Origin of the sequence: Kibdelosporangium philippinense (genome assembly GCF_021390435.2) — a bacterium.
In the GTDB taxonomy this organism is placed as follows: domain Bacteria; phylum Actinomycetota; class Actinomycetes; order Mycobacteriales; family Pseudonocardiaceae; genus Kibdelosporangium; species Kibdelosporangium philippinense.
On the sequence record NZ_JAJVCN010000003.1, the window covers coordinates 1,756,015 to 1,774,253 of the forward strand.

The 18,239-nt window shown below is 62.3% G+C and carries 16 protein-coding genes, 3 pseudogenes and 1 other annotated feature; of the genes and pseudogenes, 8 read left to right on the plus strand and 11 right to left on the minus strand.

The window, feature by feature from the left end:
- Positions 1 to 67 precede the first annotated feature (67 nt).
- Together LWC34_RS40395 and LWC34_RS40400 are read left to right on the plus strand one after the other, a co-directional pair.
- Positions 68 to 1,284 (plus strand): IS3 family transposase gene (locus tag LWC34_RS40395; protein ID WP_233730478.1). Its coding sequence is split into 2 segments (ribosomal slippage): positions 68 to 347 and positions 347 to 1,284, totalling 1,218 coding nucleotides; the frame shifts between segments, so codons are not numbered across the junction.
- Positions 346 to 459, plus strand: a sequence feature (AL1L pseudoknot). (Overlaps the previous gene by 114 nt.)
- Positions 1,285 to 1,601: 317 nt before the next feature.
- Positions 1,602 to 2,432 carry a transposase family protein gene (locus LWC34_RS40400; protein WP_233722715.1) on the plus strand — a complete coding sequence of 277 codons (831 nt, stop codon included), beginning with the start codon at positions 1,602 to 1,604 and terminating at the stop codon, positions 2,430 to 2,432.
- Positions 2,433 to 2,774: 342 nt separating this feature from the next.
- Here the strand turns inward: LWC34_RS40400 and LWC34_RS40405 are convergent, their stop codons facing one another.
- From LWC34_RS40405 to LWC34_RS40420, 4 genes and pseudogenes are all read right to left on the minus strand, one after another.
- Positions 2,775 to 3,329, minus strand: coding sequence for an AbiV family abortive infection protein (locus LWC34_RS40405; RefSeq protein WP_233730479.1), 555 nt, complete (start codon positions 3,327 to 3,329; stop codon positions 2,775 to 2,777).
- Positions 3,330 to 3,965: 636 nt separating this feature from the next.
- Positions 3,966 to 6,374, minus strand: a complete 2,409-nt coding sequence (locus LWC34_RS40410; protein WP_233730480.1) for an ATP-binding protein — start codon at positions 6,372 to 6,374, stop codon at positions 3,966 to 3,968.
- Positions 6,371 to 6,832 (minus strand): annotated as a pseudogene (locus tag LWC34_RS40415) (hypothetical protein); the annotation flags it as partial. The gene LWC34_RS40410 and the pseudogene LWC34_RS40415, both read right to left, overlap by 4 nt.
- A 157-nt stretch (positions 6,833 to 6,989) precedes the next feature.
- Positions 6,990 to 7,454, minus strand: coding sequence for a transposase (locus LWC34_RS40420; protein ID WP_233730481.1), 465 nt, complete (start codon positions 7,452 to 7,454; stop codon positions 6,990 to 6,992).
- A 99-nt stretch (positions 7,455 to 7,553) separates the two neighbouring features.
- Between LWC34_RS40420 and LWC34_RS40425 the strand changes: the two genes are divergently transcribed.
- Positions 7,554 to 7,736 (plus strand): hypothetical protein, encoded by a 183-nt coding sequence (locus LWC34_RS40425; RefSeq protein WP_233722972.1) that lies wholly within the window; start codon positions 7,554 to 7,556, stop codon positions 7,734 to 7,736.
- Between the two features lie 40 nt (positions 7,737 to 7,776).
- Here the strand turns inward: LWC34_RS40425 and LWC34_RS59080 are convergent.
- The 5 genes and pseudogenes from LWC34_RS59080 to LWC34_RS59085 all read right to left on the minus strand — a co-directional run.
- Positions 7,777 to 8,430, minus strand: a pseudogene (locus tag LWC34_RS59080) (transposase family protein); the annotation flags it as partial.
- A 117-nt stretch (positions 8,431 to 8,547) separates the two neighbouring features.
- Positions 8,548 to 8,940: pseudogene (locus LWC34_RS40435) on the minus strand (hypothetical protein); the annotation flags it as partial.
- Entirely contained in the window at positions 8,937 to 9,272 is a 336-nt protein-coding gene (locus tag LWC34_RS40440; protein ID WP_233730482.1) for a hypothetical protein, read from the minus strand. The pseudogene LWC34_RS40435 and the gene LWC34_RS40440, both read right to left, overlap by 4 nt.
- Positions 9,269 to 9,655: a WhiB family transcriptional regulator gene (locus LWC34_RS40445; RefSeq protein WP_233730483.1), complete on the minus strand. Its 387-nt coding sequence runs from the start codon at positions 9,653 to 9,655 to the stop codon at positions 9,269 to 9,271. The genes LWC34_RS40440 and LWC34_RS40445 overlap by 4 nt, the downstream gene beginning before the upstream one ends.
- Positions 9,652 to 9,759 (minus strand): hypothetical protein, encoded by a 108-nt coding sequence (locus LWC34_RS59085; RefSeq protein ID WP_372496759.1) that lies wholly within the window; start codon positions 9,757 to 9,759, stop codon positions 9,652 to 9,654. Before LWC34_RS59085 ends, LWC34_RS40445 begins: the two co-directional genes overlap by 4 nt.
- A gap of 168 nt (positions 9,760 to 9,927) precedes the next feature.
- On the opposite strand from LWC34_RS59085, the gene LWC34_RS40455 reads away from it, so the two are divergent.
- On the plus strand, positions 9,928 to 11,385 hold the full coding sequence (locus LWC34_RS40455; RefSeq protein WP_233722402.1) for an IS1380 family transposase: 1,458 nt from the start codon (positions 9,928 to 9,930) through the stop codon (positions 11,383 to 11,385).
- A 620-nt stretch (positions 11,386 to 12,005) separates the two neighbouring features.
- On the opposite strand, the gene LWC34_RS40460 is transcribed toward LWC34_RS40455, so the two are convergent.
- Positions 12,006 to 12,482 carry an NUDIX domain-containing protein gene (locus LWC34_RS40460; protein WP_233730485.1) on the minus strand — a complete coding sequence of 159 codons (477 nt, stop codon included), beginning with the start codon at positions 12,480 to 12,482 and terminating at the stop codon, positions 12,006 to 12,008.
- Positions 12,482 to 13,918, minus strand: coding sequence for a hypothetical protein (locus tag LWC34_RS40465; RefSeq protein ID WP_233730486.1), 1,437 nt, complete (start codon positions 13,916 to 13,918; stop codon positions 12,482 to 12,484). Before LWC34_RS40465 ends, LWC34_RS40460 begins: the two co-directional genes overlap by 1 nt.
- Positions 13,919 to 14,313: 395 nt before the next feature.
- Here LWC34_RS40465 and LWC34_RS59090 point away from each other — a divergent pair, with 395 nt between their 5' ends.
- The 4 genes from LWC34_RS59090 to LWC34_RS40480 all read left to right on the plus strand — a co-directional run bounded on the left by LWC34_RS59090 (position 14,314) and on the right by LWC34_RS40480 (position 18,194).
- Positions 14,314 to 14,703, plus strand: a complete 390-nt coding sequence (locus tag LWC34_RS59090) for an Imm1 family immunity protein (protein ID WP_372496761.1) — start codon at positions 14,314 to 14,316, stop codon at positions 14,701 to 14,703.
- Between the two features lie 126 nt (positions 14,704 to 14,829).
- Positions 14,830 to 15,042: a hypothetical protein gene (locus LWC34_RS40470; protein ID WP_233730487.1), complete on the plus strand. Its 213-nt coding sequence runs from the start codon at positions 14,830 to 14,832 to the stop codon at positions 15,040 to 15,042.
- Positions 15,043 to 15,594: 552 nt separating this feature from the next.
- Positions 15,595 to 16,446 (plus strand): helix-turn-helix domain-containing protein, encoded by an 852-nt coding sequence (locus tag LWC34_RS40475; protein WP_233730488.1) that lies wholly within the window; start codon positions 15,595 to 15,597, stop codon positions 16,444 to 16,446.
- 359 nt (positions 16,447 to 16,805) lie between these two features.
- Positions 16,806 to 18,194, plus strand: a complete 1,389-nt coding sequence (locus LWC34_RS40480; RefSeq protein ID WP_233724823.1) for an IS1380 family transposase — start codon at positions 16,806 to 16,808, stop codon at positions 18,192 to 18,194.
- Positions 18,195 to 18,239 lie beyond the last annotated feature (45 nt).

Here is an 18,239-nt window from a genome sequence, read left to right on the forward strand (position 1 = left end):
TACTTCTCCAACAGGTTGAACCGCCCCGGGATCGATGGAGACTCTGATCCTATGGGAGAATTAGATCGTGTCTGCGCCCAAGAAGTACCCGAACGAGTTGCGTGAGCGTGCGGTTCGTTTGGTGTTCGAGATCCGTCGTGAACGTGGTAGCTCGCATGGTGTGATCCCTGAGGTCGCCGCTCGTTTGGGGATCGGTGACCAATCGCTTCGGGCGTGGGTAAAGCAGGCTGAAATTGATGACGGTGGTCGGCCGGGTACGTCGACTGCGGATGCGCAGCGACTCGCCGAGCTGGAGCGTGAGAACCGAGAGCTCCGACGCTCTAACGAGATTTTGAAAGCCGCGTCTGCTTTCTTCGCGCGGGAGCTCGACCCGCGACCGCCACGCTAGTCGAATTCATCGACGGTCACAAGAACGAATTCGGAGTCGAGCCGATCTGTCGTGAATTACAGGTCGCTCCGTCAACGTACTATGCCGCGCTCACCCGGCCAGCGTCTGCCCGATCGGTCCGCGACGAGAAGCTGGCACGCGAGATCCGCCGCGTCTACGAGGAAAACTACTGCGTCTACGGCGCCCGGAAGATCTGGAGCCAGCTCAACCGCGAGGGCATCACGGTCGCCCGGTGCACGGTCGAGCGGCTGATGGGCACGCTGGGGATGTCCGGTGCGGTGCGCGGGAAAACCCGCCGGACGACGGTCGCCGACCCGAGCACCCGACGGGCTCCGGACCTGGTCAAACGCGACTTCACCGCAGCCGCGCCGAACCGGTTGTGGGTCGCGGATTTCACCTACTGCGCCACGTGGGCCGGCACCGTGTATACCGCGTTCGTCATCGACGTCTATTCGCGGCGGATTGTCGGCTGGCGCACCTCGACGTCCATGACCACAGATCTGCCCTTGGACGCGCTGGACATGGCGATCTGGGCACGTAATGACCGGCTTAACACGCTTGTGCACCACTCCGACCGTGGCACGCAATACACGTCAATTCGCTACACCGAGCGGCTCGTTGAGGCCGGTGCTGAGTGTTCGGTCGGCACAACTGGCGATTCCTATGACAACGCTCTCGCCGAGTCAGCGATCGGACTATACAAGACCGAACTGGTCCGAAGGAAGGGACCATGGAAGACCGTGGACGAACTGGAAATCGCCACTCTCGAGTGGGTTGACTGGTTCAATCATCGGCGTTTGCACAGCGCGATCGGCAACATCCCGCCAGCCGAATACGAGACCCTCTACTACGCCCAAGAAACATCTGATACGGTAGCCAAGACGATATCGAGGTAGCCTCTATCGATCCCGGTGCGGTTCAGGTTGCGCTGTCGTCGCCATTCACCCCCAAAGACTGATGATAGAATAATCAAGCGGGATGCGATAACGGTTGACTCGCGCTGGCGAATATACGTTACGAACGTGTCGTAAGCTCGATCAAACGGTTGACTGAGGTAATCTCACCAAGATTCTGGTTCGTTTGTTGAGCCGCGAAGCTGCTCGGACGAGCGCTGGTCGATGTGCTGGGGAGTGGTGAGACCCGGGGAAAGATGGGCGGGGAGCCCTTGGTAGAACTGGATTGCGAAGATCAAGTCCGGACCAGAAGGCTCCCCGTGATTGCGTATCGTGCCATGCTCGATGTCCCGCGTGAACTGGCCCTCTACCTCAGCCGGCTGCTGCACGCCGAACGCCGCCGACGCGGCACCCGCAAGAACAGCAGGGCGTTGACCTGCTTTCGCCACGCGGTGCTGGGCCTGCGCTGGTTCCGGCAGAACACCGACGTCCCCGCCCTGGCTCGCGATCACGGCATCTCCCGCGCCACCGGCTACCGCTACTTGGATGAGGTCGTCATCGTGCTCGCCGAGCAGGCGCCGGACCTGCATGAGGCCCTGCAGCGGGCCAAGGATGAGGGCACGGCCTACGTGATCCTCGATGGAAAGGTCTTCTCCGCCGATCGCTGTAGCGAGAAAACGTTGAGCGTGAAAGGCGAGCCGATCGACCTGTGGTACTCCGGCAAAGCCCGCGAGCACGGCGGCAACATCCAAGCGCTGTGCGCGCCGGACGGTTTTCCGTGGTGGGTCTCGGATGTCGAGCCCGGTTCACTCCATGACTTGACCGTGGCGCGCGAGCATGTGCTGGGTGCGCTGTACTGGGCCGCCTCGCACCTTGATCTGCCGACGCTGGCCGATGGCGGCTACGACGGTGCCGGCATCGGCGTGCACACCCCGGTCAAACAGCCTGCCGATGGCCAGGTCCTCGACGTGGACACCCGCACACGCAACGCTCTGCTGCGTGGCCTGCGGTGTCTGGGCGAACGTGGTTTCGCCCTACTCACCGGACGCTGGCGCAGCCTGCGGCATCTCACCGCCAGCCCCAGCAAGATCGGCGACATCGTCAAAGCCGCCCTTGTCCTCACGCATTTCGAACACGGCAAGATCGCGTGAAAGTCGCTGAGATCACCTCACTAAGAGTGTTATTGCACGCGCCGCAGATGTTCCTCTCGAACTTTAGGTTTTCTGACTTGGAGCCACGAATGTCCGTTTTGACGCCTGCTAGGACTCGACTGACGGCTGACTCGCCGAGCCAGGTCCCCTTGCCGAAATCACGGATGAGGTCCGAGCGCTTGTACCTGTGCTCCCGGGTGTCCGCGACGCTTCCGCACCACCAACATTGCCCGGCGTAATCATGTCTAATGTCGTCTGGGATTCCGAGTTCCATCGCTGGTTCACCTTTCTCGCTAGCTAACTCAAGGAGCGCTTTCATAGTGCCGATCTCACTCCGCCTCTTTACCTAACTGGCGGTTTGAGAGGTTTACCAACCAAGCGTTCACTTGATCCCGGCTCGCGATCAGGTAGCTCCCATTCGGGCAACGTCTTTGCCATTCGCACCGCGACTTCCGCGACAACCATTGAGCTTGATGCCTGATCTTCTGTGATGCTATTCGCACCGCCGACCACTCCGTGTTCCGTCAGGTCAACGTAGAACCCGGCCATGCGCAAGTAGAAATCACAGTCGGCGGCATAATCGTGATGCTCACCGTATACCTCGTCAAGATTGAAGATCTTCTCAGAAGCTTGTTGCACTGTGGCAATCATCTGCCGTGCAGCAATGGCCTTGTGGGCATGACTGGACAGGTCCTGACGTGTGATACCAGGAAGCCCAATGAGTTTCTGATGGCACAGCCACGCCTTGCCCGCTTCTTCCACTGCAAGAGTTGCCATGCCGTGCGCACCTGCCCACCTGCTGCCCAGATACAACAGTTGAGCGTCGTGCAGGAGACTGACTGCGTTTTGCACGGAAGCGTCTCGTAGCGCTACCAAGTCCTCACGCGTCATCTCCATTGCTGCATGGTCCACTGTCTACCGCCCAGGCACACCCGCTTTTTGCCTTTCGGTTCTGTCTCAGACCAGTAACGTCTGATTGGCCCAACGCCGCATCCGCCGGTTCGTCCGTCACCTCACTCTCGGCGGGGTCCTACCTGGGTAAGCCGTTTCGCCTGCTGCTATCGCAAAGCTCGTCATTGACGAGATCTACCACCGAGCCCCTGGTCACTGACCAGGGGCTCACTTCTAGGCGACGGCAGTCTGTCGTGTGAACGGGTTACTTCTTCGGTACCTCCAGGCCGTAGATCGCCGCGACGGATCGTGCCCACGCTGGTGATCGTTGTGGAGCGTTCTTCAACTGTTCCTGAGCCCACTCCTCTGGAGTCGGCGCGGTGTCTGCCAGATTGCCTGGTTTGTTGGTTCGACGGCCCGTCGTACGCCGCTTGACTCGCCGTGTGCCACGCTCAGGGCGCCGCCGTACGGCGGTGCTCTGTCGGGGGTTGGGTATCGGGTGGGTGTCGGCCTCGTCGATCGCCTTATCGGTGCCCTGTCCGCAGTGGGTGTCGGTCGGTGTGGTGTGTCCATCGTCAGCGCTCCTGTGTGGGGTGTGGTCTGGTGTTGCGTGGTCGGTGTCTGGCCGGTCGTATGTGGCGCTCATGGCGGCGTGCCGTCGGACTCGCCTGGGGAACCGGGGATGTCACCGAGTGATGGCGGCCGAGTGCCGGATTCCGGGGTTTCTGCGGGTTTTCCGTGCGCGGCATTCGCCCTCCCCGTGCGAGGTTTTCCCACGTCAGGGCGGGGAGATCTGGTTAGGGAATAGGCGGGGAGAACTCCCCGCGTCCCTGTTGTCTCCCCGTCGCGCTCCCCGTCGTCGGGCAGGCTGCTGTCATCGCGGCGGGTGAGCGCGTCGGCGATGTCCTCGGCGCGGATGACCATCACGCCGTGCGACTTGCCGGGACGCACACCGTCGATGGCGAGCGTGGCGGTCAAGTCGCTGGGCGACCATCCTTCGTACTCGGCGGGGTTGTGTTCGGCGAGCCGGGAGAGCACCACTTGTGTCCGCACACGGCGTTCGCCGTGCATCACCAGGTTGATATCGGCGAGGTGATCGACCGGCGCGGCCTCGATCTCCAATCTGTGTGGCGCCTCAATGGCGCGGCCTGTCTCCTCCACCAGTGCCACGGCACGGGTGACGACCGGTGACACGTCGTCGATGCCGTCTTCAAACGGTATGTAGAAGGTGCGGACCAGTTCGAACGTGGCATCGGTGACGCCCACGGCGACGCAGGTTCCCCGATCGGTGTTCATGCGTAGGTCGGTCGCCCGGATACCGGCGCGATACTTTCCAGAGCCCAACAGCCCGTCGTTGGCGATCTGGTCGGCGACCGAGAACGCCACGCCACATGAGACGTTGCGGGTGATCTCACGCGGAATGCTGTCCTTTGTGGGCGATTGGGTGGCCAACAGCAAGACGATGCCGTACTTGCGGCCTCGCTTGATCAACCGGATTGCCATCTCAGCGGCTTGTTTGCCGTACTTGGGATGTTGGAACAGTTCGTGGCATTCGTCGATCGCGCACACGATCGGGTGCAGGCCGAGACTGCGGTTGTCGGCCAATCTGCGCGACACTTTGGGCGGCCTACCCGGCTGCTGGCCGAGCACGCGCCCGCGTCGCTCCATCTCGTCCAACAGGTCGGAAAGTGCCTGCAACGCGGCCTCTGCTACCGCGTCGTCCATGCCCATCCGGTAGCGCATCAACCGGGGGGCGAAGGGCTCGAAGTCGGGGGCCTCGCCCATCACGTACACCCACAGTTCTGCTGTGGGATCCAGTGCCGCACCGAGCAGAATCGTTCGCAGGCAAGCAGATTTGCCCTGTCCTGGTCGACCGCCGATGAGCCAGTTCGCGCCGATCAACGGCGCATTGATCACCAGTCCACGTTGCGACAGTCCAAACGGGACCCCCTTGAACAGATCTACTTGTCCGTCGTGCAGCAAGGGCCAGTCACCGGCGCCACCGTTCAAGGTGCCCTTGTCGGCTACCCACAGGTCGAGAATGCCGTCCTCATCGCCTTTGGTAGGCCAGGTCTCCAACGCGGCACGACCAAGATTCGCGGCGAGCTTCGGTCTTTGCGAGGCGACCATGTCGGCAGTCACGCCAAGTGGGAGCCGGACCTGTGCGTATGTGCCGTCTCCATCCTTGCGGGCCGGAACGGTATAGGCGAGTACACCTCCGTCCTTAAAGAACTGGTTGAGCGGGCTGATCCCCAAGTGTGCCAGCGCCTTTGAGATCATCCTTTCGTCGATCCATGAGTCAGCGTCATCTCGGTCCGGATGGACGAGCCACCCCACTCCAGGCGTCTTATCTCGACCCTCAAACGCTGCTGCCACAAGGAGAAGGACCGGAAGCGTGTAGATCACGGCCGGCCCGGCCGCGGCGACGATCGTCCACACTGCATCAAGTCCGTTGTAGACACTCGCGAGCCATGGCCACATGTCACCGCGGGGAACCCAGGAGTCCAAGGCCCACAACACAATTACCACCGGAGCGAGCACACGAACTAGTACTACGATCCGGTGTAGACAGATGCCTACCTTGGCCCATCGAGCCTGCGAATCCGAACGGATCAACTCCTGGGCCGCGCGCCGTGCCTCGGCGTCCCCGGCAAGCCGGGCGCGTCGCGCGTCCGCCCGCAGATCCGCGTAGGTCGCCCACGTCCAGAACTTGACCAGCCACCGCCAATTGCCACGCAACACGAACCACACCAGCCGTGCCACGTCCTGCGGGATCTTGCGCACGCGATACGCCGCCACCGACCGTACCCGCACCATCGGGCCGGACCGCCACAGCAGCACGGCCGCCATGACCAGCGACGCGAACGCGTGCCGCCACCGTCGCGCCCCCAGCGTACGCGGAGACCACGGCGGCCGAAGCCGGTTCGGTGCCCTGCCGGGGGCATCGTCGGTGACGAACTCGGCGTCATATACCTTCCGTTCCAGCTCCGCTCCCGACACGCCGTCATCCGGGGTGGGGATGGCGTTCATGGGCTTTTCGCGATCGTTCACGGCCGCGCCTCCTCGCCCACGGCCGCATCGTCCCGGCCGTCGCGCGTCTCCGCGCTCATCTCGGCGGTGAGCGTCGCGGCCAACTTGGACGACAAGCCACGCGAACACCCGGTGACATGTCGGACCCATGCCGGGGTGATCTCCACCCCTGGCGACCAGGCACGACGCGCGATGGTGAGGTACTCGGCTGAGGAAGTGCGCCGAGTCTTGACCGGTCGTGGCGGGTCGGCTGGTTCATGAACGCCCGTCGTGTCGGCTGTGTAGGTCGTGGGCGCCGTGAACGGTGTGCGTCGTGCGGTTGCTTCGGTGAACGCCGCGTGTACCGCATCGGTCAGCTTGTCCCGCAGATCGGTCACCGCTTCGGCGGCGACGAACACCACCAGTGGCGGTACCGAGTGCAGCACGATGCCCGACGCCGAACCGTCCGCATACGACGCCCACGTGTTCATCACGTACGTCCTGGATTCACCGTTGATCTTGGGTTGTGGTTGTGGTGGTGGGTGATTGTGGTGGTGGGCCGGTGGTGTGTGGTGTGGTCGTGTGGGAGTTGCTGGTCTGCCCAGCTTTTCCACTGTGGTCTTTCGGGTTGGGCCTGGTCAGGCGGGTGGTTAGGGGTCAGGCGGGGTGGGGTGGGGCGTGGATGGTGGTGAACAGGTGGGTGAAGTCGTGGGCCCAGGGCCAGTCTTGTGGTAGTCGCAGGGTGATGTGGCGGGCGGTGCGGGTGACGCGGGCGGCGATGGTGATCAACCGGCGGCGCAGGGTGGTCAGGCGTGTTCTGGCGTGGGCGGGGCCGGCCAGGGTTGCGGTGGCGCGCAGGAGGTTGTGGGTCAGGGCGGCCAGGGAGAGCCAGGCGGCGTTGGCGGCGAACAGTCCGGACGGGAAGTGGGCCAGCGGGCCGGCCGCGAGTTCGGCGAAGACGTGTTCGATCGCGCCGCTGCGTTGGTCGTGCAGACGCCAGGCGGTGGCCGTGTCGAAGCCGGCCGTGTCGGGCTCGGTGGTGGCGGGCCTGGTGGTGGCGGGCTTGGTGGTGGCGGGTGGGAGGTTGGTGAACACCGCGTGGTAGCGCCAGGCTGGGAACAACTCGCCCTGCTCGTCGCGGGTGGTGATCCGGGTCCGGCGGACCAGTAGCCGGGCGGTGGTTTTCTGGCCGGGGTTGACGGTCGGGTTGGTGAACGCGGTATGGCTGGTCTCGGCGATCTGGGCGGTGTGGATCAGCTGCCCGGTGTGCGGGTCGAGGACCGGGTCGCGGTAGGTGTGCTGCTGCCAGGCGTGCTCGCTGATCGCGTCGATCGCCTCCCGGATCGCGGAATGTTGTGGGGCGGTGATGGAGAACCAGACCCCCTTCCCGCACCAGCATCGTGATCAATTCCCCGACATAGAACCCGGAATCGCCGCGTACCAGCAGCGGCCCGGTCGCGCCCGCGGCGCGGGCGGTGCCCAGCGCGCGCCGGGCCAGCGAGCTCACCGCGCGGCGGGTATCGGCGTTGCCACCCCGTAACCGGGTCGCCACGATCACCGGCCTGCCCGCCGCTGTGGTCAGGGTCGCGGCCAGCGTGTTCAACCCCAACACCCCGGTATAGCCGAACGCGGCCCCGTCTTTGCCCCGCCCGTAGACCTGGCTGATTTTCGAGTCCAGATCCAGCAACCCCAACCGGTCGGCCCCCGCCAGCAGCGGCGTCAGCTCCGCCAAGCGGGCCAGCAGCCGGGCGGAGAGTTTCTCCAGCTGAGCGACATGACCCATGCTGAACCAGCGCAGAAACGTGCCCACAGTGGACGGTGCGCGGATCCCGGTGAACAACCCCGCCATCCCACCATGCCGCAGCACATCCAGATCACTGATCGAGTCCGCGCCCGCGGCCATCCCGGCCACGATCGAGCTGATCTTCGCGCCCGCGTTCGCCCCCACCGAACCACCCAGCCGGACCAGCTCACCGGCCAGATCCGACAACCCCGCGTCCTCGGCCAGCCGCATCACCGCCACCAGCCCCGCGTGCGACACCAATCCCGGATCGTCGAACCTCACCGACACCGCGCCACGCGTATGCGATGCTTTCACTCAGCAGATGCCCTCTCACTCGGACCGATATGTTTCTGTCACAAGAACAATCGTCCCAAGTCAGAGGGCATCTGCCCGTCCACGACACGACCAACCCACCAAGATCTTCGGTGAATCCAGGTACGTGGCCGCGAGCGTGAACCACTTCGCCCGCCGCACCCACGGCCCGGTCTGCACCTGGTATCGCGCGGTCACCTGCTCGGCCCGCAGGATCGCCAGCAGCACCACCGAAACCGTGGGATCCAGCAGCCATGCGGCCAACCATGGCAGCGACCAAGCCACCGAACCGGCGGCGGCGAAAGTCTGGACGTTGGTCATGGTGAACGCCAGACCGAGCACGATCCCCGCCCAGCACAACCGGTCGACCTGTGTCCGCACCCGCTCAACCCGCAACGCCACCACATCGGGATGGGTCTGATAGGCGCGGACATCGGCTGCCTCGGCCGCGTCCCGCGCGAGCTTCTGCGCGCGAGGCACCGGCACGTGTTGCGTGTCGTAAGGAGTAGTCATCGGCGACCACCCCGGTGACGCGAAGTGTCCACAGTGGTCACAGTCAGCGCGCGGGTCAGGGCGTAAGACGCGAACAACGCCGGAAACCCCAACGCCGCAAGCAATAGCCACTTGTTGGATGCGGCGTACACGATCACGATCCACTGCACGCCGACGATCAGCGCGGCGGTGAACAGAACACGACCGGCCAGCGACAGCAGCCGGGCACCCGCCCGAGCGGCGGTAGCCGCAGCACGGGCACGGCGCACGCGCGCCCGCCACAGCACGAACAGGAGAAGCAGGACGCCGACCCCTGCGACGATCTCGGTAGGCTTTAGGTTGATGGTGTTCATCGTGCCGCGCCTCCCTCTGTGTCCTCGTCGGTCTCGGCGCGGTCGTCGGCTCGCTCGCCACGCTGACGCCAGTACCGGTACAGCGTTCGGCGGTCGTCCTCGGCCAACGCGCCCCACACTCCAGCCGTCTGCTCACCGGCCGTCCGCAATTCGAGTTCCAGGCACTCGTCCTGAACGGGGCAGCGGGCGCACAACCGCGCCGCCAACTCCCGATCAGCCGTGTCGTTTCCTGTCCACGCGGGTGGGTCGCCGTAGGTGTACTCCCAGGCACATTCGCCCTGGTCGATCACAATCTCGGCGAGCACGTCACGTGGAACCCAACGCAGGCGATCAAGCCGCCATGCGATCGCAACCAGCCACCTGTCCAGATCGGGAGCCGTCATGGCGCACTCCCGCCTGCGAGATGGGCAAGGGCATGTGCCGGGACGAGTACGCGATGCCGACGCCGCACGACCGGCAGGCGCCCAAGCCGGATAGCCCGGCACACACGCGAGTTCTCAACGCCGAGCAGCCACGCAACCTCAGCGATGGACAGCAAGCATGATGCGCCGTTAGCCCTGAGTATTCATGGCGATCTTGATTCGGGCGCCGTGTCGGAACAGGGAAAAGTGCTCCTGAGCTGGGAAGATGAGGTTGCTAATGCCTGTTCTTACCCATGAAGCTCTGGAGCACTTTCGACGTGGATGTTACTGGGTGGTCGCGGGATCTGGCGGTAGAAGTCGGTGGGCGTGGCGTGGTCAGTCATGCCGGGACCGCGGCGGTGCGGTTGCTGGCCGACCGCACCGGGTTGACGGAAGGCTTGTCGCGGGCGATGGCGCGGCGTGGGTTCATGCCGGTGCATGACCGTGGCCGGGTGTTCGCCGACACCGCGGTGTTGATCGCTGACGGCGGGCGGGTCCTGTCGGATCTGGCTGTCCTGCGCGATCAGGCCGAACTGTTCGGGCCGGTCGCCTCAGATCCGACGTTGTGGCGCACGTTGGACGCGGTCGGTCAGGTGCAGCGCAACAAGATCGCCCGTGTGCGTGCCCGGATCCGCGAGCATGTGTGGTCGTTGATCGAGCGACGGCACGGCCGGATTCCGCCGTCGCGGGTGGCCGACCGTGATCTGGGCACGACCGTGGTGGTCCGGTTGGATGGTTCGCTGGTGATCGCGCACTCGGACAAACAACTCGCCGCGGGAACCTACAAGGGCAGCTTCGGTCATCATCCGCTGCTGGCCATGTGTGACAACACCGGCGAATCGCTGGCCCTGTTGCTGCGCACAGGAAGCGCCGGATCCAACACGACAGCTGATCACCTCGAGGTCCTCGACGCCGCGATCGCCCAGATCCCGGCGAAACATCGAAGGAACCTTCTAGTCACCGTGGACGGCGCGGGCGCCTCCCACGGTCTCATCAAGTACATCACCGCGCTGAACGCCAAGCCAGGCAGGCAGGCGCACTACAGCGTCGGCTGGGAACTCGGTGCGCGGGAACGAGCCGCGATCGGCCGTGTCCCCGCGAAGGCATGGCAGGCAGTGCTCGATCACCACGGCGATCCTCGGCCGCTGGACAAAGCCGGCGTGGTGGAACTGACCGCGCTACTACGTCACCACCCCGACGGGGACCAACTGGAGAACTGGCCGGCCGATCTGCGGATCATCTGTCGTCGTGAGAAACCCCACCCCGGCGCACAGTTGTCCCTGTTCGAAGAAGCCGACGGCTGGCGCTACCAACTGGTGGCCACCAACACCCCGGGCAGCGGTTCGGGCGCCACCGTCCAGTTCCTGGAAGCCCGTCACCGCCCGCACGCCCGAGTCGAGGACCACGTCCGCTGCGGCAAGCAAACCGGCCTCGGTCACCTGCCCTCCACCAAGATCGAGATCAACCGGGCCTGGTGTCTGGCCGCCACCATCGCCATCGACCTGCTCGCCTGGCTGCGCCTGCTCTGCCTTGAGGGCACCCTCGCCAAAGCCGAACCCAAAACCCTGCGCTACCGGCTACTGCACACCGCCGCCCGCATCGTCCGCGGCCAACGCAAACGCAAGATCAAAATCCCGGAAACCTGGCCCTGGGCCGACCCTCTCGCCGCCTGCCTCCGGGCAGCGCTGGCCCTGCCACCACCAACTCGATGACCCCTGTCCCTGCCCCTCGACCTGAAAGGCCCGCCCCCCAACCCGGCGCCCAGCCAACACCGGCGGCCGGGCTCGAACCCTGACCATCACCACACAGCAACCAACTCAAGATCAACATCCGAACCGGCACAGGCGGACACGTCACCCACGTGAATGATCAAGGTTAGAAGTGTTGCTCTTCATGATTATTTGGTCCTTAACTCTTAGCTTGCGACTCGCGGGTTTGCGGGTCGCTGCCTCAAGTAAGGCCGAAGCGCAGAGCACTAACTATATCGACTCAGGAATACAATATTTCGCGCCAGAATTAAGCCTGGTCAGAGCGGAGTTGCCACGCGTTTATATTCTGAGAAAGAATATTGAACGCTGACGATATTCTCACCGAGAATTTTCGGCCTATGACGGCCTTGAGGGTGTCGACCGCCGGACCCGGTCGCCTTAACATAGGTCGGACAGATCGGCCGACAACCTGCATAGCGCCAGCAACGCGACTCTTTCCCATGCGCCGCAATGGGTCAGGTCCGTCTACAGGGGACCTCTCGCGTGGGTGTACCCAGCGTCCAGAACCTGACAGGAGTGCCAGGCGATTCCCAACCTCGGAGCTGACCCGCGCGCAGCGCGGTCTAGCGTGAGTCTGTGTTAACGCATGGTTGGCCGTGTTCGAGGTACAAGATCGTGCCGGACGCGTGCGCTTCATAGGCGGCAGTCAAGCGGCGGAGAAGGCGTGAGGTCAGATAGTCCGCCAGACTGTTCACGCTCACCCACTCAGTTTTGTCGATCTCTACGCCGTCAAGACGGATATTGCGTTCGTCATTCCCAAGGTCGCCACAATCAAATACATAAAGAATCTTATCGCCTTCGGTCTCGCTCGGCGCCCAGTCATGGACCAGTAGGCGTTGAACAGTTCTACGGAGTCCAAGCTCTTCGTTTACCTCACGTTCGCAGGCTGCCGCTGGAGATTCGCCGCGATCGACATAGCCGCCAGGGATGTCCCATCGGTGGCCGTAAGTCTTGTGGACCAGAAGAATTCGGTCACGGTTGACGAAAAGCGCACCGGACGCGAGTCGAGGCGTCGCGAACTTGACGGTCGGATCTTCCATCAGATTGCGCCTTGGGCGTTCACGCGTTGGGCGAGTTTGTCGAGTTCAACGGACGGTTTTCCGACTGTACCTTGGATCAATGCCGCAACTACCTTCCTGCTCAAATAGTGTTGACGCACCTGCTCGGGGGCCATTCTTTCAGCGGTAATCATCACGCCGAGCGCATCGTCTCGATTGCCGACCAGGCTATACGCTCGTGCAACGTCAAGGAGGTAACGCACTCGCCGTTCAACCGGAACAGCTTCAGTGTTCAGAGAAAGGCCGGAATTCAGTATAGTTTGGACGTCGCCCAGTTCTGCGGCCGTGTTGACTCGGTGTATCGCGACGTTGGTTGGACCGAACGCCGTCCACAGGTGGTTTGCATCCTTATTGAGGAGCTGTGCCGCCTTGCTTGCCTCGTCTAGATAGTCGACGGTCTTGGAGCTATCGCCGAAGCGAGCGGCAGCCATCGAGCCCACGAGATACAGGGTTCCGTAGACGGAGAGAGCAGCGTTATCCTTGGAAATCTCCCCTTCTAGGTAGCCTGCGGCGGATTCCACCAGCCTCATAGCAGGTTCAAAGCGGCTGGTTGCGAGCAGTGCGAACGCAACTGACCGGATGAGCGAGGCGCGAACCGCTGGACTGTCGGCAGACTCAGCGGCATTCATGCCTCGTTCGGCAGCAATCCATGCCATGTCTGTTTGACCGACTTTGACCAATACTGAAGCGGCAACCTGATAGGACAGCGCGAGCACTCTGGATACTCGTGCTCGCTCCGATTCTCGGCACTCTCGGGACGTTAGCTGAGCGTCGGCCAAGAGTGTCGAAATTCGGTTGGCGGCTGCCGTAAATCTCGACTGTTGGTAAGCATCGAAGGCAACTTTTAGATCGCGTTCGAGGTTCTCGACCGACGGAATTTGACCCAGCTGATCCGAGCTGAACCGTAGGGGACTGAAACCGTAGTCCGCCAGGATTTGACACAGCTCGGCGATCGCTGGCGAGATTTGCCACGTTGCTGTGATCGACTGAGGTCGCCAGTCGATCAGTTTCCCACCAGAATCGGTTGGCTCGCTCGTCCGCCCGGCCCTCAAACGGCTTCTTCCGGGGAAATCGAACCAGAGAAGATGTTCCGGAAGATGTAGTATACCGGCGTAGTTACGCAGCGCCTCAAGATTTTGCTCGGGCTTGCCGTTTTCTAGTTTACTCACCTGTGCTTGCGTGAGACCAAGCCAGCGCCCGAGAAGCTCCTGCTTGAGAGCTTTGCCGTACATCTGAAGATGGCGTGGATGGTTTCGGTAGGCTTTGAAGACTTTTCCGATATGTTGGCTCTCAAATGCGGCGCGAAACGCATCTGTCTCGAAGAATTCAGTCTTGAGAGCCGGTGGCGCGCCGAGTTGATCACGCTCATCCCTGTGGCACCTACCGCAAAGGCGCGCGGTGTTGTCTGTCGCGAGCACCCTTCCGCACCCTTGACAGCGACGTTCGCTGCTCATACCAGCACGGCGTCCCCGCTGTGGACCGGGAGCGCTCATCTAGTACCCCGCTGAGCTCTGAGCTTGATCTACCTCTGAACAGCGTACATCGTCTCTAGACGTCCACCAACGGGTGAATATGACCACCGTCAGGCTGGCGTCTGCCTGGCGATATTCCCGGACGGTATGCGGCATGCCCAACGAGATATAGACGCCTCCCTGGGGTGCCATCACGGTTGAAACGGATCTTTCAACGTCCCCAAACAAGACTAGTTCCGAGGATTAGGTAACCGCCCGAGATGGCTTCACTGCACGATCAACCCGAACGCCTAGTTCTTACGGCCTCGCTAACTACCGGCGTTGCACGTGTTACGCATGGAATGACGGAATCTGTAAGCCTGATCGAGGAGATCCTAAGCCTCGATCACGCAGATTCGGAGACCACACTCCTGGTGGGTGACGTCGAATACCATCGCACCAAGGACGGGCCGTTCCCTGATCATCAAATGCGAATCAGTGTGCGCCCATCGGCGAACTGCGCCGCACTGAACTACATGGACAACAACGATCCCGAAATGTCCATTGCCAACTCCTATAACACTATTCGACCATTGCCTAAGGTCGACCTAATTTTCAACGGTACGACCGGTGCGGTATTTCCACGCACAGCTGTCATCCCGTTGACCCATGCGCGTAGTGCTTTGCATGAGTGGCTGAGGACACGCCAGAGGCCAACCTGCATCGAATGGCGACCATACGACGCGTACTAAGCAGCGTCGCGTCGTCCTATATGGAGGCTTATTCAGGATGATTGTACTGCTGTGCATCGCCGCAGCTCAGGTGCGGTGTCGCAGGATCCACCTCGAGTCCGTGAATAAGCCTCATGGAGAGGGACGATGACCATTATGGGTGACATGAATACACAACTGGCTGTGGTGCTTAAAGGCGTTCAATGGGTGGCTGACGACATTGCGTTTCGACTGCCAACTAAGCGAGTGCAGGCAGATGAACTGATTCAGCTCGCGGACGCACTCTGCACGGTCGCCAATCTCTTGCGCGCGCATGCTACCGGTGACGATGGCGACGCTGCCAGGGAAACTCCGGATTGATACAGACGAGAATTGCCCTCACATTACTTCTTAGATATGCCTCTACCTCACCTGGAAATGGAATCAACAGGACTGACACATATGGAATCCCGGAAGCAGTCGGACATCGCCACACCTCAAAGCACGGGCCAAATAGATACGACATCTCGGTGCACTTGGGCCTCTGACGGACTGACGATCATCGTTAATTCTCGCGATGAACGTGTTGTCATCCTGCTGCACCCCTATCGTAAACCTGCGGGACCACCTGCACCGAAATGGGTGGACGGCTGCAAGACAGGTGTTGTTTGCCCCGAGGACTGCGGTACGACCGTCTTCGGCTGGAACGAATTCGACGCCAATCGAGTGCTCAAAGCTCATCAACGCAGCAGCCGGTGCCTGAGGAGAGCGTCGTGACTTTCGACAAAATACAAGGCGCATTGCTTGAGATTGCAGACTCGCGCGGCCAGTAAGTCCCCGCGGGACTTAAGCCAAAAGGCCTTAACTCTACATTGGCCAATGTCCGCGCAATTATCGGACGCCCCACATTTTGCCACTCATACGGGAGTAACCATGGCAGGCATAGCACCGGAACCGAACTACTACGGCCGTAAACTCCAGAGGGCAATGAAGAGGCTGCGAGAACAGAACCTGCTAACACAAGAAGAAGCTGGCACGCGTTGCCACATTGATCATAAAAAACTCAGCCGAATCGAACGCCGACAGCTGCCCACGTATCATGAGCTCATTATACTCCTGGACATCTACGGAGTTCCAAGCTGCAACTACGACCCTTATCTCGCACTTTGGGATAGGGCTCGGCGTCGCGGCTGGTGGCGCAATTTCCTGCTTACCAAACAGGAGATCGACTACATTCGCTTGGAAGACGAGGCTGACTTCAAATGTGAGTTTCAGCTGGGTCGCCTTCCCTGGCTTTTGCAGACGAAGAGTTATACGCGTGCCATCCTTGCCCGTCGCGATGAGGAGATCATTGAAAAGAGGCTAGGTATTCAATTTCGACAGCAAAAACGACTTACTAATGAACGCCAGCTAACTTTGCATGCATTGATTCATGAACCTGTCCTGCGTCAGGGAGTTGATCGCACCCAATTGCGAGAACTTTTGACGAGATCCGAAATGCCCAATGTCACGCTTCAAGTTGTTCCCCAGATAGGAACACATGAGGGCTTGCACAGCTCGCTGACGTTGTTGTCTTTCGACGACAAGGAAGAGCCAGATTACGCCTTCGCTGAAACGCCGTTCGGTCCTGCGGAGATCAACGATCCAGATAATGTTCAGGAAGTAAGGCGCATTCTTCGTCACGTAGAGACGATTGCGCTCAGCCCCAACGACTCGGTTGAACTGATCACCAACATTCACGACAACTTTCGCGAGCGGAAGCTGATTGCTGTTCCCTCCGGATAGGTAGCCTCAGCAACCCAAGCCACCAACGCAGGCCAGGACCGGTTCCCGGCCTACTTCTCAACAACGCCGGTAACCGGCCACCAAACGGTTACCGGCGTTCCCATGCGTTTACCCTCCGCAGGTCCACGCTGAGCAGCGCGGGTTACCGCACTCCCACGTTTTAGGGCGCTCGAAGATCCGCCCCAACAAGCGGGAACTCTTCCGGGGTGCACGCGGGGAGACAGCCGGACCAGGGTCCTAGCCTGCGTCTTTCGCGCGAAATAGTGCGACACGGGCTATAGATGCACGGAAGTGCCGTCCTGCAAGGGAAACTGTTGTTTGCGATGACAGCAGATCCCAAGCAGAAGGGCACTCCGTAGGTGAAGCGTAGCAAGCGGTCGAGGCGGGTCAAGGTCAGTGCTGATGGGCGTGGTGTGGTGTCGCATGCCGGGGTGGGGATGTTGCGGGAGTTGGCCCAGGACACCGGCCTGGTCGCGGGGGTGAACGAGGCGTTGGTCGACACGTATGCCGGTCCGTGGATGCATGCACCAGGACAGGTGTTCGCCGACATGGCCGTGGCCATCGCCGATGGCGGCGACTGTGTCTCGCACATCGAGGTCTTCGGTGACCAGCATGCGGTGTGCGGGCCGGTGGCCAGCATGCCGACCGCCTGGCGGATGCTGGACCGGATCGACGAAGCGCATCTGCCGGGGATACTCGCCGCGCGGGCGGCGGCCCGAGAACGGGCGTGGGCCGCGGGTGCCGGCCCGGACCTGACCGGGCTGCTGCGGATCGATTTCGACGCCACGGTCACGATTTCCCATGCTGAGGACAAGGAGAACGCGGCCAAAACCTGGAAACGGACGTTTGGTTTTCACCCGTTGTTGGCGTTTCTGGACCGCCCAGAGGTCTCGGGAGGCGAAGCACTGGCGGGCCTGCTGCGGGCGGGTAACGCCGGGTCGAACACGGCAGCAGACCACATCGCGGTGCTGGAGCGGGCGTTGGCGTCGTTACCCGCCCATGCCCGGCCACGTCCGGGTGATCCGGACTCGGTGCGGGTGGTAGCCCGCTCGGACTCCGCCGGTGCCACCCTCGCGTTCGCGCAGGCGTGCCGGGAGCGGGGAGTGTGGTTCTCCTTCGGGTTCCCGGTGGATGCCCGCATCCAGGTCGTGGTCGATCAGATTCCCGACCAGGCATGGGAATCGGCCATCGACCGTGCGGGCGGGATCCGGGATGGTGCCTGGGTCGCCGACATCACCGGAATGCTCGACCTGTCGAGTTGGCCTGCCGGATCGAAGGTCATCGTGCGTGCTGAACGTCCCCATCCCGGCGCCCAGTTGAGGTTCACCGATGTGGACGGGCATCGGATCACCGCGTTCATCACCGACATCCCCGACCGGGTCATCCCCGGTCAGACCGCCGGTCTGGAACTGCACCACCGCCAGCACGCCCGGGTGGAAGACCGCATCCGCCAAGCCAAGGCCACCGGCCTGCGCAACCTGCCCTGTCGTGGGTTCGCGGAGAACACCGCCTGGCTGGAGACGTTACTGGCGGCCACTGATCTGGTGTGTTGGGCGAAAATCCTGGGTTTCACCGGCACACCCGTGCTGGCGCGCGCCGAGATCGCTACGTTCCGGAACTTGGTGCTGCACGTGGGCGCCCGAATCACTCGTGGTGCCCGGCAAGTCCGGATCCGCATCGATGAAACCTGTGCCTATGCCCACGCGATCGCCCAGGGCTGGTTGAAGATCCGCGCCGCCTTCACCTGATCCGCACCCCTGTCCCTACGATCGGCAAGAACCGGAGCGGCCGAC